Here is a 13,650-nt window from a genome sequence, read left to right as displayed (position 1 = left end):
TACCCAAATCCAAACGTGGGAGAGAGCAAGCCCCCTCCCACACTTTTTCCGGCTTAGGTGCGCATCCCGCGCCCGCTCACCAGCAACCGTGCACAGCCGAAGTACAAGACAACAGTGGCCACGATCATGAAAGTGATCGCCACGCTGATCTTGATATCCGACACGCCCAGGATACCGTAGCGAAAGGCGTTGACCATATGCAGCACCGGGTTGGCCAGCGACACGGTCTGCCAGAACGGCGGCAGCAGGGTAATGGAGTAGAACACGCCACCCAGGTAGGTCAGCGGCGTCAGCACGAAGGTCGGGATGATCGAAATATCATCGAAATTGCGTGCAAACACCGCGTTGATAAACCCCAACAGCGAAAAGATCGTCGCCGTCAGTACCACCACCAGAATGGTGACGCCCAGGTGGTGAACCTGTAGGTGGGTGAAGAACAGCGACAGCAGGGTCACGATCACTCCGACCATCAAACCACGCAGCACGCCGCCTGCGGTGTAGCCGATCAGGATGGTGTGCGGCGACACCGGTGACACCATCAACTCTTCGATGGAGCGCTGGAATTTGCTGCCGAAGAAGCTGGAAACCACGTTGCCGTAGGAGTTGGTGATCACCGACATCATGATCAGGCCCGGCACGATGTATTCCATGTAGGTAAAACAACCCATGTCACCGATCTGCCGACCGATCAGGTTACCGAAGATCACGAAATACAGGACCATGGTAATGGCCGGCGGCAGCAGCGTCTGCGGCCAGATCCGGGTGAAGCGCTTCACTTCGCGGTAGACGATGGTTTGCAGCGCGACGAGGTTGGGTTGCAGTTCTGAATTCATACCGCCACCTTCGCCAGATTTTTCTCCACCAGGGACACAAACAACTCCTCAAGGCGATTGGTTTTGTTACGCAGGCTCAATACTTCGATGTTCTGGGTCGCCAACTGGGTGAACAGCGCGGTGATACCCATGGCCTTGTCCACCTGGACTTCCAGGGTGCGACTGTCCACCAGGCGACTCGGGTAGCCCAGCAGCTGCGGCGGCGCCGACAGCGTGTTCTTCAGATCGAGCAGGAACGTTTCCACGTGCAGTTGGCCCAGCAGATTACGCATGCTGGTGTTCTCGACGATGGTGCCGTGGTCGATGATGCCGATGTTGCGGCACAGCTGCTCGGCCTCTTCAAGATAGTGGGTGGTGAGAATGATGGTGATGCCCTTCTCGTTCAGCTCGGTGAGGAAGGTCCACATGGAGCGGCGCAGTTCGATATCCACGCCGGCAGTGGGCTCGTCGAGGATCAGCAGGCGCGGCTCATGCACCAGTGCGCGGGCAATCATCAGACGGCGCTTCATGCCGCCGGACAGCGAGCGCGAAGGCACGTCACGCTTGTCCCACAGGCCCAGTTGGGTCAGGTACTGCTCGGCGCGCTCCTTGGCGACCTTCGAAGGAATGCCGTAGTAGCCGGCCTGGGTCACGACGATGTCGAAGGTCTTTTCGAACTGGTTGAAGTTGAATTCCTGAGGCACCACGCCGATGGAACGCTTGAGCGCAGCCGGAGACTTGTCGAGGTCGTGGCCGAAGATATTCACCGTGCCGCTGGTCTTGTTGACCAGGGTGGAAAGAATACCGATGGTGGTGGATTTGCCGGCACCGTTGGGGCCGAGCAAGGCGAAAAAATCACCTTCGGCAACGTCCAGATCGATACCACTCAAGGCCTGGAAACCGTTGCCGTAGGTTTTGGTTAGCTGCCGGATGGACAGAGCGGAACTCATATCGGAATACGCACCAAAAGAAGGGAATGGAAAGGGTAGATGAAGGCGCAGCGCAGGTAGTTCAACCTGGGTGCATGGCGGGCATGGTGAGTGCCCGGGTCGCACAAGTACAGTCAACCGCATTAATAATGGGTATTAAGTCAACGCGGTCATCACTGCCTTGCGGAAGGCCGGACGCTGTTGCAGGCGCTGGTACCAGGCCTCCAGGTGCGGCATTGCCGGGCGCTCGATGGGCATTTCGAACCAGGCGTAGATGAAGCAGCCCAACGGGATATCGCCCATGCCGAACGCGTTGCCGGACAGATAAGGTTGCCGGGCGAGCGCCTGCTCAACGGTGTTCAGTGCATCGACACAGGCCTGACGTCCGGCATCGATGCTGTCCCAGTCCTGTTTTTCCGGCGGGGTTCGCACGATGCCCCAGAACACCGCTTTGAACGGATCAGCGAGGGTCGAGGTGGTCCAGTCCATCCACTTTTCCGCGTTGGCGCGGGCTTGCAGGTCAGCCGGGTAAAAGTCTGACGCGTGTTTGGCGCAGAGGTAGCGCACGATGGTGTTCGATTCCCACAGCACAAAGTCGCCATCTTCGATCATCGGCACCCGACCGTTGGGGTTCAATGCACGGTATTGCGGCGTATCGACGACCCCGAATGCCCCGCCTGCATCAATCGCCTCATAGTCCAGGCCGAGTTCTTCGGCGCACCACAGCGCTTTTCTGACGTTCGACGAATTTTTACGACCCCAGATTTTCAGCATGACCGCTCCCTGGATGGGTGAATGCACAACGTGTTGTGATGGAAACCGCAGCATACGATGCCTGAGTGGAAAACCGGTACTGGATGACTGGCAGGTCAGATAAATCCGCACGAGTTCCGGTACATTCTCATACGAACTCCCCCCTCATGGGACGGTCACTACCCAGTAAGCGACTGGAACTGTCTTGAACACGTGGTAACACCTTGATCACCGCGCTTGCTCGCATGCCGACTAAGCTCCCTGGTGGTTTCGCCCCTGGTTTCACGGAGGACTGAATATGCTGTTGTTGTGGATACTGGTGCTGGTGGTCGGCATTGCCTACCTGGCACACCGCCGCGTCGCCCCCCTGCCCGCCCTCGGCGTGGTTGCCGTTTACCTGCTGGCGATGGGCGCCTGGAGCCATGCACCGGGTTGGCTGCTGCTGATCTTCTGGGTGTTGGTCGCTCTGGTGGCCGTGCCCTTGCTGCTGCCCGACCTGCGCCGCCAATACTTCACGAAGCCGCTGTTCAGCTGGTTTCAGAAAGTCTTGCCGCCAATGTCCGAAACCGAGCGTGACGCCATCGACGCGGGCACGGTGTGGTGGGACGGCGAACTGTTCAGCGGTCGCCCCGACTGGGACAAGTTGCTGGCCTACCCCAAGGTAAAACTCACCGAAGAAGAACAGGCGTTTATCGACGGCCCCACCGAAGCGCTCTGCGCCATGGTCAGCGACTGGGAAATCGGCCAGGCCATGGACCTGCCGCCCGAAGCCTGGGAGCACATCAAGACTCACGGCTTCTTCGCGCTGATCATTCCCAAGGAATACGGCGGCAAGGGCTTCTCCGCCTACGCGCACTCCCAGGTGGCGATGAAACTCGCCACCCGCAGCGGCGACCTGGCGTCCACCGTGATGGTGCCCAACTCACTGGGCCCGGCCGAACTGTTGCTGCACTATGGCACTGATGAACAACGCAACCATTACCTGCCGCGCCTGGCGCGTGGCGATGACATCCCGTGCTTCGCCCTCACCGGCCCGCTGGCCGGCTCCGATGCGGGCGCCATGCCCGACACCGGCGTGATCTGCAAAGGCGAATGGGAAGGCAAGGAAACCCTCGGCCTGCGCCTGAACTGGGAGAAACGCTACATCACCCTCGGCCCGGTCGCGACCCTGCTGGGCCTGGCCTTCAAGGCCCATGACCCGGATCACCTGCTGGGTGAAGAAGAAGACCTCGGCATCAGCCTCGCGCTGATTCCCACCGATACTCCCGGTGTGGAGATCGGTCGTCGCCATCTGCCACTGGGGGCTGCGTTCATGAACGGGCCCAACTCGGGCAAGGACGTGTTCATCCCACTGCAATACCTCATCGGTGGCCAGGAGATGCTCGGCAAGGGCTGGATGATGCTGATGAACTGCCTGTCCGTGGGCCGCTCGATCTCCTTGCCCGCCGTCGGCACCGGGGCCGCCAAGTTCACCAGTCTGGTCACCGGCCAGTACGCCCAGGTGCGCGAACAGTTCAATGTGCCGCTGGCGGCGTTCGAAGGCATCCAGGAATCCCTGGCACGCATCGGCGGTAACGCCTGGCTGATGGACAGCGCAAGGATGCTCACCGCCAACGCCGTCGACCTGGGGGAAAAACCCTCGGTGCTGTCGGCGATCCTCAAGTACCACCTGACCGAACGTGGTCGCGAGTGCATCACCCATGCCATGGATGTGCACGGCGGCAAGGGCATCATCATGGGCCCCAACAACTACTTGGGCCGCAGTTGGCAAGGCGCGCCGATTTTCATCACGGTGGAAGGCGCCAACATCCTCTCGCGCAACCTGATGATCTTCGGCCAGGGCGCGATTCGCTGCCATCCGTTCGTGCTCAAGGAAATGGCGCTGGCAGGACGTGAAGACCGTGACCAGGCACTCAAGGAGTTCGACGGCCTGCTGATGCAGCACATCGGTTTCGCCGTCAGCAACGCCGCCAGCACCCTGGTGCTGAACCTGGGCCTTGGCCACTTCGAGAAAGCCCCCGGCAACCGTCTGAGCCAGGGTTATTTCCGCGCCTTGAACCGTCAGGCGGCCGCCTTCGCATTGCTTGCCGACTTGAGCATGATGCTGCTCGGCGGCGAGCTCAAACGCCGCGAACGCCTGTCGGCGCGCCTGGGCGACGTGCTGAGCCATATGTACCTGGCCTCGGCAGCGCTCAAGCGTTACCACGACCTGGATTCGCCGGACCACCTGGAACCCTTGTTCGCCTGGGCCATGGAAGAGAGCCTCGGCGAGTCGGAGCGTGCGCTGGATGAATTGCTGAGCAACTTCCCGAACAAGGTGCTGGGCTGCCTGTTGCGGGTCATCGTGTTTCCATTCGGACGGCGCCATACCGGGCCGTCCGATGCACTGGATGCCGAAGTGGCCGCAGTGATTGGCCGCGCCAAGGGCGACCCGACTCTCGAAGAGTTGCTGGCCGGCTGCTACCGCCCGCAATCGGCGCAGGATCCGGTCGGCGCGCTGCAACATGCCTATGACCTGCTTGGCGCCAGCCATCCACTGCAAAAGAAACTGCACAGCGCGTTGAAAAGCGGCCAGGTCAAACCGACTGCCGGCGAACACGCCATCGACGCCGCCCTGCAAGCGGGCGTGCTGCAACCGGCCGAGGCGCAGACCCTGCGTGACGCCGAAGCAGCGCGACGCAAGGTGATCGACGTGGATGATTTCAGCAAGGAAGAGCTGACCCAGGCTGAGGGCAAAGTCCGCTGATACCTGCGGTCATATAATTACGGGCGCGTGAGCTATATACTCTCGCGCCCGTTTTTGCTTTAGAGGACTTATCTCGTGTCCAACGTCGTTGCTGATCATCTCGTCTTGCTCGACCACCTGCGCAGCATCCTGGTTGCCGTCGGCGAAGCCGAACAAGTGCACGAGGAAAGCCACACCCTGTTCCTGGAGCGCTTCGACGAACTGCGCGCCCTGCTGCCTATCGACCCGATCGAAAGTCAGTATCTGGGCCAGGACCTGATGAGCCAGGTCATCCTGCGCTACCCGCAAATCGCCCACCTGGTGCCACGCGACCTGCTCTGGTTCTTCGGCGGCGACTGCCTGCACTTCATGCCCGACGAAGAACTGGATTTGTACCAGGCGCTGGAAGAACGTCGTCATGAAGCCGAGCTCAATGACGAACCGTTCGACTGGGACCAGGAAAAGCAGCTGCTGGCTATGCCGGATGATCAGAGCAAGCACTGAAAAGTAAGAGCTATTTGAGGCCTGCACATCCCCGTGACCACAATAAACCAGCGGGCAATATTCGCCTTTCCTACACCTCAATCGCCCCCGCCCGCCCCGGCTCCACTGCAAACGACTTGAGGGTTGACAGCGCCGCCGCAGGATCACGGGGGTCGGTAATCACGCGAAAATGCGTCAGCATCTTTTGCGCGTCCACCTCTACCGACACATAACCGCGCTGGCGACTGTCGAAAAACTTCACGTGAGGATTGAGCGGCAAAATCTGCGTGAAGGCGTCAAACGGCGGACCATCCGAGGTCACCGAGGTACCGACGAACTCGGTGGCGACCACGGGTGAGTCCATGTCATTGGCGTCGGCGTGCAGGTCGGTGGTCCAGAACGAATGGATATCGCCGCCCCAGAACACCGGATTTTTCAGGCGTCGGTGCTCGATGGACGCCAACATCCTTGATCGATTGGCCATGTAGCCGTCCCAGCCATCGGTCCAGCGGCCAGGCTTGTGGTTCGTCAGGTCACGCTGGAAAATCGGCGCGACCAGCAGGTCCTGGGCAATCACATTCCATTGCGCCGTTGACTCGGCAAAACCACGGTCGAGCCAGGCCTCCTGCTGCCAGCCGAGCATGGTGCGCCGAGGGTCGCGCAAGTCGGAACAGGTGTTGGAAGCGATATGCCCTTGATGGCTGCCATTGGCCAGAATACAGGGCTGCTCGGAACGGTATTGTCGACCGTCCAGCACATGGAAACGTACGAGTGCGCCATAGTCCAGATGCCGATAAATGCGCATGTCCGGACCTTTGGGCAGGCTGCTGGCACGTAGCGGCATATGTTCGTAAAACGCTTGATAGGCCGCCGCGCGTTGCTTGAGAAACTGCGCCACGGACTCCTTCGGGTCCTGGGACCAGCGGTTGGCGTAGTCATTCTGAACTTCGTGATCGTCCCACGTTGCGACACTGGGTGCCGCGGCATGCAGCGCCTGCAGGTCAGGGTCGGTTTTGTAAAGCGCGTAACGGTTGCGGTAGTCACTCAAGGTCGAAGCGTCGCCGCTTCCATGGGCACGAATAATCTTGCCTGAGTCCGCCGCGTAGGAACTGTCGTAGATGTAGTCGCCCAGAAAAAACACAAGGTCAGGTTGCTCCGCAGCCAGATGGCGATAGGCACTGAAGTAGCCACGCTCCCAGTGGGAGCACGACACAAAACCCAGACGTGCCGCCGCCATGGCGTGCGCTGGCGGCGTTGTGCGCGCCTGACCCACCGGGCTCTGTGCACCCAGTCCGTCGAACTGATACCAATACGGTCTGCCCGGATCAAGCCCGCCGACCTCGACATGCACCGAATGGGCGAAAGTGCCGGTCGCCATCACCTCGCCTTGCCGGACGATGCGCGTCATCGCCGCATCGCTGGCCACCCGCCAACGCACCGGCACCGGCCGACTCAACCCACCGCGTCCATCGACGGCATTGAAGACCGGTGCAAGGCGCGTCCAGATCACAAAGCCATCGGGCAACGGATCACCCGATGCCACGCCGAGGGTAAATGGATAATCCACCCCGGCGCTGCGCGCAAACGGGCTGAGGAGTGAAAACGCCGTCGCGACGGCCAGTCCGCCGAGTACCCGCCTGCGGTCGTGGTTCACTGCATCGTTCACAGGCCGTTCTCCCAGTCATCACGCACGCTGGCGAACGTCAGTAAATCCTCATATAGGCCATTCTTTAAAAAGGCCTGGCGCGAACAGCCCTCAAAGCGCAGGCCGATTTTTTCCATCACTCGGGCCGACTCCTCGTTGCGGGCAAAACATTGACTGCCCACACGCTGCAACCGCAACTCAGTGAAACCAAAGTGCATCAGGGCGCTTGCCGCTTCTGCGGCATATCCCTGGTTGCGAGCGTGCGCCGCGACCCAACCGCCCAGATGACCATAATGATGACGCGCGCTGAGCCGAAGGCTGACGATGCCGATCAACTCACTGGTTTCGCGCACATGCATGCCCAGATTCAGCAACTCGCCGGCGTGGAATTTTTCGCCAAGGCCCGCAATAAAATCCTGCGCAGTCTCCAGGGTATAGGGCGAGGGAAGATTGGCGGTGTTGTCAGCAATGTTCGGTCCGTTGGCGAGTCTGAAAAGCGTTTCCGCCTGATCGCTTTCCAGCGCTCGTAGCAGCAGTCGCGAGGTGGTCAATCGAGGTAATTCGGACGGCATGGCGGTTGGCTCTGGAAGAAAATCGTCCAAGCCTGTACGCGCAATGTGTCAGTTTTAGTACGTCATAAAAACGTAAGGAAAACCCTCTGAAAGTGCCGTGACAGAGCCTTCAAACGGTCAATTAAAGTTAACCAATCGGTCATTTTTGGTTGCTAGCGTATCGCCCCTAATTCTATGACGGGGTAAAGGAATGAGAACCTGGGATGAACCCAAGAAACGCAAGGCGCACATCGAACTGATCCCGATGATCGACGTGATGATGTTTCTCCTGGTGTTCTTTGTACTGGTGAGCCTGAACGTCATTCCGGCACTCGGCATGAAGACCCAGTTGCCCAGCGCCAGCAGTTCGCAGCAGCTCAAACCGCAGAACAAATTCATCCTGACCCTGGGTCTGGAGGGTCAGCTGCAACTCGATGGAAAAGACCTCACAGTCGACGCTCTGGTGCCGGCGCTGAAGGCGGCCGAAAAGCCGGATAGCAAATCGACGATCATCGTCAACAGTGACAAGGGCGTTGAAGTCTCGCGCCTGGTGGAAGTGATGGACACCCTGCGCCTGGGTGGCTTCACTTCCGTGTCCATCGCCACGCGCAAGTCCTGATCATGTACGGCCTGTTTCGTGTGCGGCAGCTGCTGGGAAGCGTCCCGGCCGTGATCGCCCTGGTGTTGATTGCGATGGGCATCCAGTCTCAGACCTTGAAAGTCGAACCGGTGTACGACGAGTCGGCGGTCGAGCTGGCGTTGGTCGAGCCGGAGCCGCAAGTGATCCCGGAACCTGTGGTAGAGCCACCGCCGCCGCCGCCCGTGATCGAGGATGAAGAGGCAGAACCTGCGCCACCGCCACCTCCCCCTAAGCCCGCGCCAAAACCCGAGCCCAAACCCAAGCCTGTGCCCAAGCCGGTCGTGGCCGCCAAGCCGACTCAGGCGCCGTCCCCTGCACCCGCCAAGCCCGCTGCACCGGCCGTGATCAAACCGACACCTGCCGCAGTCGCCCCGACACCCGCGCCACCGGCACCGGCACCGGCACCGGCACCGGCACCGGCACCGCCAAAGGTCGACGGCCAGGCCCTGGAAGGCGGTTATCTCAAGGGCTTACGCAACGATCTGGACACCTACAAGCAGTACCCCACAGGGCGCCAGGCGTCACTCGAACGTCCCAGCGGTGAGGTGGTGGTGTGGTTGCTGGTCGACCGCCAGGGCCGGGTGCTGGATTCAGGCCTGCAAACCCAAGCGTCGAGCATGTTGCTCAACCGCGCCGCCACCAACAGCCTGCGGCGCATCAAGCAAGTCAAACCGTTCCCCGAGCAAGCTTTCGGGGGGCGCAATGAGCAGCGCTTTACCGCCACCTTCAACTACAGCGTGCAATGAGCACCGACACCAGGACGACAGTGATGAGATTCACACGGATTCATCTGGCACTCGTTGCCGCAAGCATGGGCCAGGGCATGGTCATGGCAGATACCCGCGACAGTGACGTCGGCACGATTGGCGTGCAAGGCAAGGCTACTGCGGGTGGCGGCTACATGGTGCAGGAAGAAAGCATCAAGGGTCGTTCGACGGTCACCAAGGAAGCGCTGGATAAACAAACGGCAACCGGCAACGCGATCGACAAACTCAAGTACACACCAGGCCTGAATATCTCCAGCGAAGACAACACTGGTCTGTCGGGCTTTCGCTTCACCATGCGCGGGCTTAACTCCGACCAGGTGGGCACGTCGGTCGACGGCATGCCGATCAACGATTCGGGCAACTACGCGCTGTACTCCAACCTGCTGGGCGATCCGGAAAACATCGACCAGATCTTCGTCACCCAAGGCGCGTCGGAAGCCGACGGCCCGCACATCGGCTCCAGCGGCGGCAACATCGGCATCGTGACGGTACGTCCGACCAAGGAAACCGGGGCGTTCGTCAAACAGATCGTAGGCAGCAACGCCACCCGCAAGACCTTCGCACGGCTCAATACCGGCGAGGTCAACGGCCTGAGCAACTGGCTGTCTGCCTCTCATACCGAGGGGCAAATGTGGCGCGGCTCGGGCGCCGTGCGCGCCGACAAGGTCGAGTGGAACAGCTTCTTCGACGCAGGCAACGGCAACACCGCGAACCTGATCCTCAAGTACCACGAGCAGGACAACAACAGTTACAGCCAGTTGACCAAAGGCCAGTTCCAGCAAAATGGCCGCAAATATGATCCCTACCCCGCCACACCGACCGTGGGCAGCAACGGCAAGCTCAACAGCTACTACGCCCTGGCGCAGAACCCGTTCCAGACCTTTACCGGCGTGCTCAACACCCAATTCAAACTGGCCGACAACCTGGCCCTGTCGGTGATCCCATATTACTTCTGGGGCAACGGCAGCGGCGTCAACGCTTCGAGTTACGCACTCAACCGTGGCTCGAACACCGGCGGCGTGTTCGACCTGGGCAATCTGCCTACGGCCGCGCAATACAACGCCGACGGGTCTTCAACCACGGGCGTTTACTACCGTCCTTCCCGCACCCAGACCTGGCGCCCCGGCATCACCACCAAACTCAACTGGGACCTGGGCGACCACAGCCTGCAGTTCGGCTACTGGTACGAGCGCGCACGTCAAAGCCAGACCCAGCCGTTTATTGGCCTTAAAAACAGCGGCAAACCGACCGACACCTGGCCGGACGGCGATTCGGTAGTCGATGCCAACGGCAACACCGTGCAGGGCCGCGACCGTTTCACTATTACTCCGGCGCAGAAGGTCTGGGCTCAGGACACCTGGTACATCAACCCGGACTGGACCCTCGTGGCCGGCCTTGCCTACATGAACGTCAAGCGTGATGGCACCAACAACGGCAGCCTCACCGAGCAGCCGGAAAAACGTAATCAGAGCTACACCAAGCTGCTGCCCAATGCGGGCCTCAAATATCAGTTGGATGAGCGTGATCAGTTGTTCTACAGCCTGTCGCGCAATATGCGAATTCCGCAGAACTACGTGCTGTACGACCAAGGCGCAGGTTCCATCGATGCCAAGCCGGAAACCAGCTGGAACCACGAACTGGGCTGGCGCTTCACTGGAGAAGACATGACGGTGGCGGCCACCTTGTTCTACATGCAGTTCAAGGATCGCCAGGTGTCATCCAAAAACGTCAACGGTGATTTCGCCGACATCAACGCAGGCTCCGTCAATAACCGCGGCCTGGAGCTGGAGTGGAGCGGCCTGCTGCCCAATCACTTCAACTACTACACCTCCTACACCTACACCAGGGCCGAGCAGCAGGATGACTTCACCGCCTTCAACGCGGGCCGGGCAATTGTATTGCCCACCAGTGGCAAGCAGTTCCCCAACGTACCCAAAAATATGCTGGCGGCCAATATCGGCTACGACGACGGGCATTTCTACGGCACGTTCGGCGGCAAGTACACCAGCCAGCTTTTCGGCGATTTAACCAACGACGAAGCGATTTCCGGGCGCACCGTGTTCAACCTCGGCGCCGGCATTTACCTGCCGGTGGACAAAAAAGTCGTCAAGGACGCCACCTTGCGCCTGAACGTCGACAACCTGTTCGACAAGAAGTACCTGGACGGCGTGTACACCACCAAGACCAACTCGGGCACCTACAGCGGCTTCAAGGACGGCGACCCTGCGTACATCGTCGGCCTGGACCGCACCGTCACCGTTTCCCTGGAAGCCAATTTCTAATTGCGAGGTCATCCACCATGGACATGAATCTGCTTCACGACATCACCTTCTATGTGATGTATGCCGCGATGGCCATCGCCATCTTCATCGCCATCGAGCGCGGCATCTACTTCGCCTACGTGCGCCGCCAGGCCCGCACCTTGACCGATGCGTTGGGCGCCAGCGTGCACAGCGAGCGTGACTTGCCGGAGAATCTGACGCACCGCCCCAGCTTGCCGTTGAACATGGTGCTGCCGGTGCTCGCGCAAAAGGCGTCCCAGGGTTCGCGCAAGGACCTGGACGATGAAATCGAAACCCAGTACCTCAAAACCCGGGCGCCGCTGGCGCGCAGTTTGTGGATCATCGAAACCATCACCACCGCCGCTCCGCTGCTGGGTTTGCTGGGCACCATTCTCGGCATCATCGACACCTTCAAGGCCCTGGCCTCGGCGGGCGTGTCCGATCCGGGGCAGATTTCCGGTGGCATCGGCACGGCCCTGTTCGCGACGGGCCTGGGGATCGCCATCGCGCTGTTCTGCGTGGTGTTCCACAACTTTTTTCAGGACAGCCTGGAGCGTATCAATGATCAACTGAAGATCCTGCTGATTCGCGCCGCCACCGGTGCACGCGTGCAAAGTGATGTGCCGCATCGAGTGCCCACTCCACTGCACAGCCGCACGGCCTGACCTTTAAAGCGGGCGCGTGCTGTGCCCGCTGCTTTTTTATCGTGATGAGACCCCCATGCATCTATCGATCACGCTGCGTATGGCCGGCCTCGCCGGCTTGCTTCTGAGTCCGCTGGCCCAGGCGGACTTTGCCATTCCAGGCTTTGAACTGGTGCACACCGTACCGGTTGACACTGAACTCGCCACGCCCGACGTGCGCCAGCCGGGACCGGTGTGGATCGAGCTGTTCGATGGCGCGCAAACCCGCATCGATATCGGCCAGTTCTACGCCGCCAATCATCCGGGCTCGGTCATGGACACGGTGATCGAACACCTGGAAGCCGCCGGCAAACGGGGTGTGAAGATTCGGTTTTTGCTGGAGGAGAAAGGCCTCAAGTTGTCTCAGGCATCCACCTTGGAGCGCTTGCGTGCGATCCCCAACCTGACCTTGCGCGTGTTGCCCTACGGGCAACTGAGCGGCGGCATCATCCACGCCAAGTACATGGTGGTGGATGGCAAGCAGGCGTTTGTCGGCAGTCAGAACTTCGACTGGCGCTCCCTGGAACATATCCACGAAACCGGGCTGCGCATCAGTGACGCAAACGTGGTCGGCCAGGTGCAGGCGATTTTCGATCAGGACTGGCAAGCCCAGGCGGCGCTGGGCGCACACGCTCCCGTGCCGCTGCCGGTTGCGGGTGAGGCGCCTGCGCGCACCGGCAATTATCTGGTCGCCAGCCCGCAACGCTATAACCCGCCGGGCGTGGGAGATTCCGAGCTGGAACTGCCGCGTCTGCTGGGAGAGGCGAAAAACGAGGTGCGTGTGCAACTGCTGGACTACGCGCCGCTGTCCTACGGGCCTGACAAAACCCGTCCGTACTATGCAGTGATCGACAACGCGGTGCGCGCTGCTGCCGCACGCGGGGTGTCGATCAAGCTGATGGTGTCTGACTGGAACACCGACGCACTGGAGCTGCCCTACCTGAAAAGTCTGGCGGTATTGCCCAACGTGGAAGTCAAAATCGTCACCCTGCCCCAGGCCAAACAGGGGTTTATCCCTTATGCACGGGTGATTCACAGCAAGACCATGGAGATCGACGGACACGTCGCCTGGGTTGGCACCAGCAACTGGCTCGGCGGCTACCTGGATAACTCGCGCAATCTCGAGGTGGTGATGCGCAGCGATGCAATGGCCAGGCGTATCGGCGAGCTGCATGCGCAGCTGTGGGACGGGCCTTATGCCAGGGCATTGGAGGTAACGGCTCACTACCCGCAGCCGCATCCCGGCACGCCTTGAATATCGAGGTACGTGCACAGTGGGTGGTGTGAGCGCTGACATTTGCGCCTGACCCTGGACGCGGGTGATGGTAGTGTGTGGAAATGTTTCTGACTTAATGATCAGAAATTCATGACTCACTACCT

12 protein-coding genes are annotated in these 13,650 nt (G+C 60.4%); 7 read left to right on the top strand and 5 right to left on the bottom strand.

Features of this window, described 5'->3' with window-relative positions; translation table 11 throughout:
• Positions 1-53 precede the first annotated feature (53 nt).
• The 3 genes from H045_RS05525 to H045_RS05515 form a co-directional block, all read right to left on the bottom strand.
• Complete coding sequence (locus tag H045_RS05525) at positions 54-833, bottom strand: ABC transporter permease (protein WP_015371669.1); 780 nt, start codon at positions 831-833, stop codon at positions 54-56.
• The gene (locus tag H045_RS05520) at positions 830-1,762 is read right to left on the bottom strand and encodes an ABC transporter ATP-binding protein (RefSeq protein ID WP_003237125.1); all 933 of its coding nucleotides are present in this window, start codon (positions 1,760-1,762) and stop codon (positions 830-832) included. The genes H045_RS05525 and H045_RS05520 overlap by 4 nt, the downstream gene beginning before the upstream one ends.
• A 135-nt stretch (positions 1,763-1,897) precedes the next feature.
• A complete protein-coding gene (locus H045_RS05515) occupies positions 1,898-2,515 on the bottom strand; it encodes a glutathione S-transferase family protein (protein ID WP_015371668.1) in 618 nt (205 codons plus the stop codon).
• Positions 2,516-2,792: 277 nt separating this feature from the next.
• Between H045_RS05515 and H045_RS05510 the strand changes: the two genes are divergently transcribed.
• Together H045_RS05510 and H045_RS05505 are read left to right on the top strand one after the other, a co-directional pair.
• The gene (locus H045_RS05510; RefSeq protein ID WP_015371667.1) at positions 2,793-5,240 is read left to right on the top strand and encodes an acyl-CoA dehydrogenase; all 2,448 of its coding nucleotides are present in this window, start codon (positions 2,793-2,795) and stop codon (positions 5,238-5,240) included.
• A gap of 75 nt (positions 5,241-5,315) precedes the next feature.
• The gene (locus H045_RS05505) at positions 5,316-5,723 is read left to right on the top strand and encodes a PA2817 family protein (RefSeq protein ID WP_015371666.1); all 408 of its coding nucleotides are present in this window, start codon (positions 5,316-5,318) and stop codon (positions 5,721-5,723) included.
• Between the two features lie 70 nt (positions 5,724-5,793).
• Here H045_RS05505 and H045_RS05500 read toward each other — a convergent pair whose 3' ends face one another.
• Together H045_RS05500 and H045_RS05495 are read right to left on the bottom strand one after the other, a co-directional pair.
• Complete coding sequence (locus H045_RS05500) at positions 5,794-7,368, bottom strand: alkaline phosphatase D family protein (protein WP_015371665.1); 1,575 nt, start codon at positions 7,366-7,368, stop codon at positions 5,794-5,796.
• Entirely contained in the window at positions 7,365-7,919 is a 555-nt protein-coding gene (locus H045_RS05495) for a GNAT family N-acetyltransferase (RefSeq protein ID WP_015371664.1), read from the bottom strand. The genes H045_RS05500 and H045_RS05495 overlap by 4 nt, the downstream gene beginning before the upstream one ends.
• Before the next feature lie 190 nt (positions 7,920-8,109).
• On the opposite strand from H045_RS05495, the gene H045_RS05490 reads away from it, so the two are divergent.
• Genes H045_RS05490 through H045_RS05470 form a run of 5 tightly spaced genes read left to right on the top strand, consistent with a single transcriptional unit; the run spans position 8,110 to position 13,525 of the window.
• Complete coding sequence (locus H045_RS05490; protein ID WP_003237138.1) at positions 8,110-8,517, top strand: ExbD/TolR family protein; 408 nt, start codon at positions 8,110-8,112, stop codon at positions 8,515-8,517.
• A 2-nt stretch (positions 8,518-8,519) separates the two neighbouring features.
• A complete protein-coding gene (locus H045_RS05485; protein ID WP_015371663.1) occupies positions 8,520-9,284 on the top strand; it encodes an energy transducer TonB family protein in 765 nt (254 codons plus the stop codon).
• 23 nt (positions 9,285-9,307) lie between these two features.
• On the top strand, positions 9,308-11,587 hold the full coding sequence (locus tag H045_RS05480; RefSeq protein ID WP_015371662.1) for a TonB-dependent receptor: 2,280 nt from the start codon (positions 9,308-9,310) through the stop codon (positions 11,585-11,587).
• 17 nt (positions 11,588-11,604) lie between these two features.
• Positions 11,605-12,252 (top strand): MotA/TolQ/ExbB proton channel family protein, encoded by a 648-nt coding sequence (locus H045_RS05475; protein ID WP_003237144.1) that lies wholly within the window; start codon positions 11,605-11,607, stop codon positions 12,250-12,252.
• A gap of 55 nt (positions 12,253-12,307) precedes the next feature.
• The gene (locus tag H045_RS05470) at positions 12,308-13,525 is read left to right on the top strand and encodes a phospholipase D-like domain-containing protein (RefSeq protein WP_015371661.1); all 1,218 of its coding nucleotides are present in this window, start codon (positions 12,308-12,310) and stop codon (positions 13,523-13,525) included.
• The last annotated feature ends 125 nt before the right edge of the window (positions 13,526-13,650 follow it).

The organism is Pseudomonas poae RE*1-1-14, from assembly GCF_000336465.1.
Taxonomy (GTDB): domain Bacteria; phylum Pseudomonadota; class Gammaproteobacteria; order Pseudomonadales; family Pseudomonadaceae; genus Aquipseudomonas; species Aquipseudomonas poae.
Note: the sequence above shows the minus strand (reverse complement) of the source record. Positions and strands in the feature narration are given on the sequence as shown.

Excerpts from the sequence above, each read along its gene's own strand:
- H045_RS05525 (WP_015371669.1), bottom strand. The coding sequence starts at position 833 with ATGAATTCAGAACTGCAACCCAACCTCGTCGCGCTGCAAACCATCGTC.
- H045_RS05520 (WP_003237125.1), bottom strand. The coding sequence starts at position 1,762 with ATGAGTTCCGCTCTGTCCATCCGGCAGCTAACCAAAACCTACGGCAAC.
- H045_RS05515 (WP_015371668.1), bottom strand. The coding sequence starts at position 2,515 with ATGCTGAAAATCTGGGGTCGTAAAAATTCGTCGAACGTCAGAAAAGCG.
- H045_RS05510 (WP_015371667.1), top strand. The coding sequence starts at position 2,793 with ATGCTGTTGTTGTGGATACTGGTGCTGGTGGTCGGCATTGCCTACCTG.
- H045_RS05495 (WP_015371664.1), bottom strand. The coding sequence starts at position 7,919 with ATGCCGTCCGAATTACCTCGATTGACCACCTCGCGACTGCTGCTACGA.
- H045_RS05490 (WP_003237138.1), top strand. The coding sequence starts at position 8,110 with ATGAGAACCTGGGATGAACCCAAGAAACGCAAGGCGCACATCGAACTG.
- H045_RS05485 (WP_015371663.1), top strand. The coding sequence starts at position 8,520 with ATGTACGGCCTGTTTCGTGTGCGGCAGCTGCTGGGAAGCGTCCCGGCC.
- H045_RS05480 (WP_015371662.1), top strand. The coding sequence starts at position 9,308 with ATGAGATTCACACGGATTCATCTGGCACTCGTTGCCGCAAGCATGGGC.
- H045_RS05475 (WP_003237144.1), top strand. The coding sequence starts at position 11,605 with ATGGACATGAATCTGCTTCACGACATCACCTTCTATGTGATGTATGCC.
- H045_RS05470 (WP_015371661.1), top strand. The coding sequence starts at position 12,308 with ATGCATCTATCGATCACGCTGCGTATGGCCGGCCTCGCCGGCTTGCTT.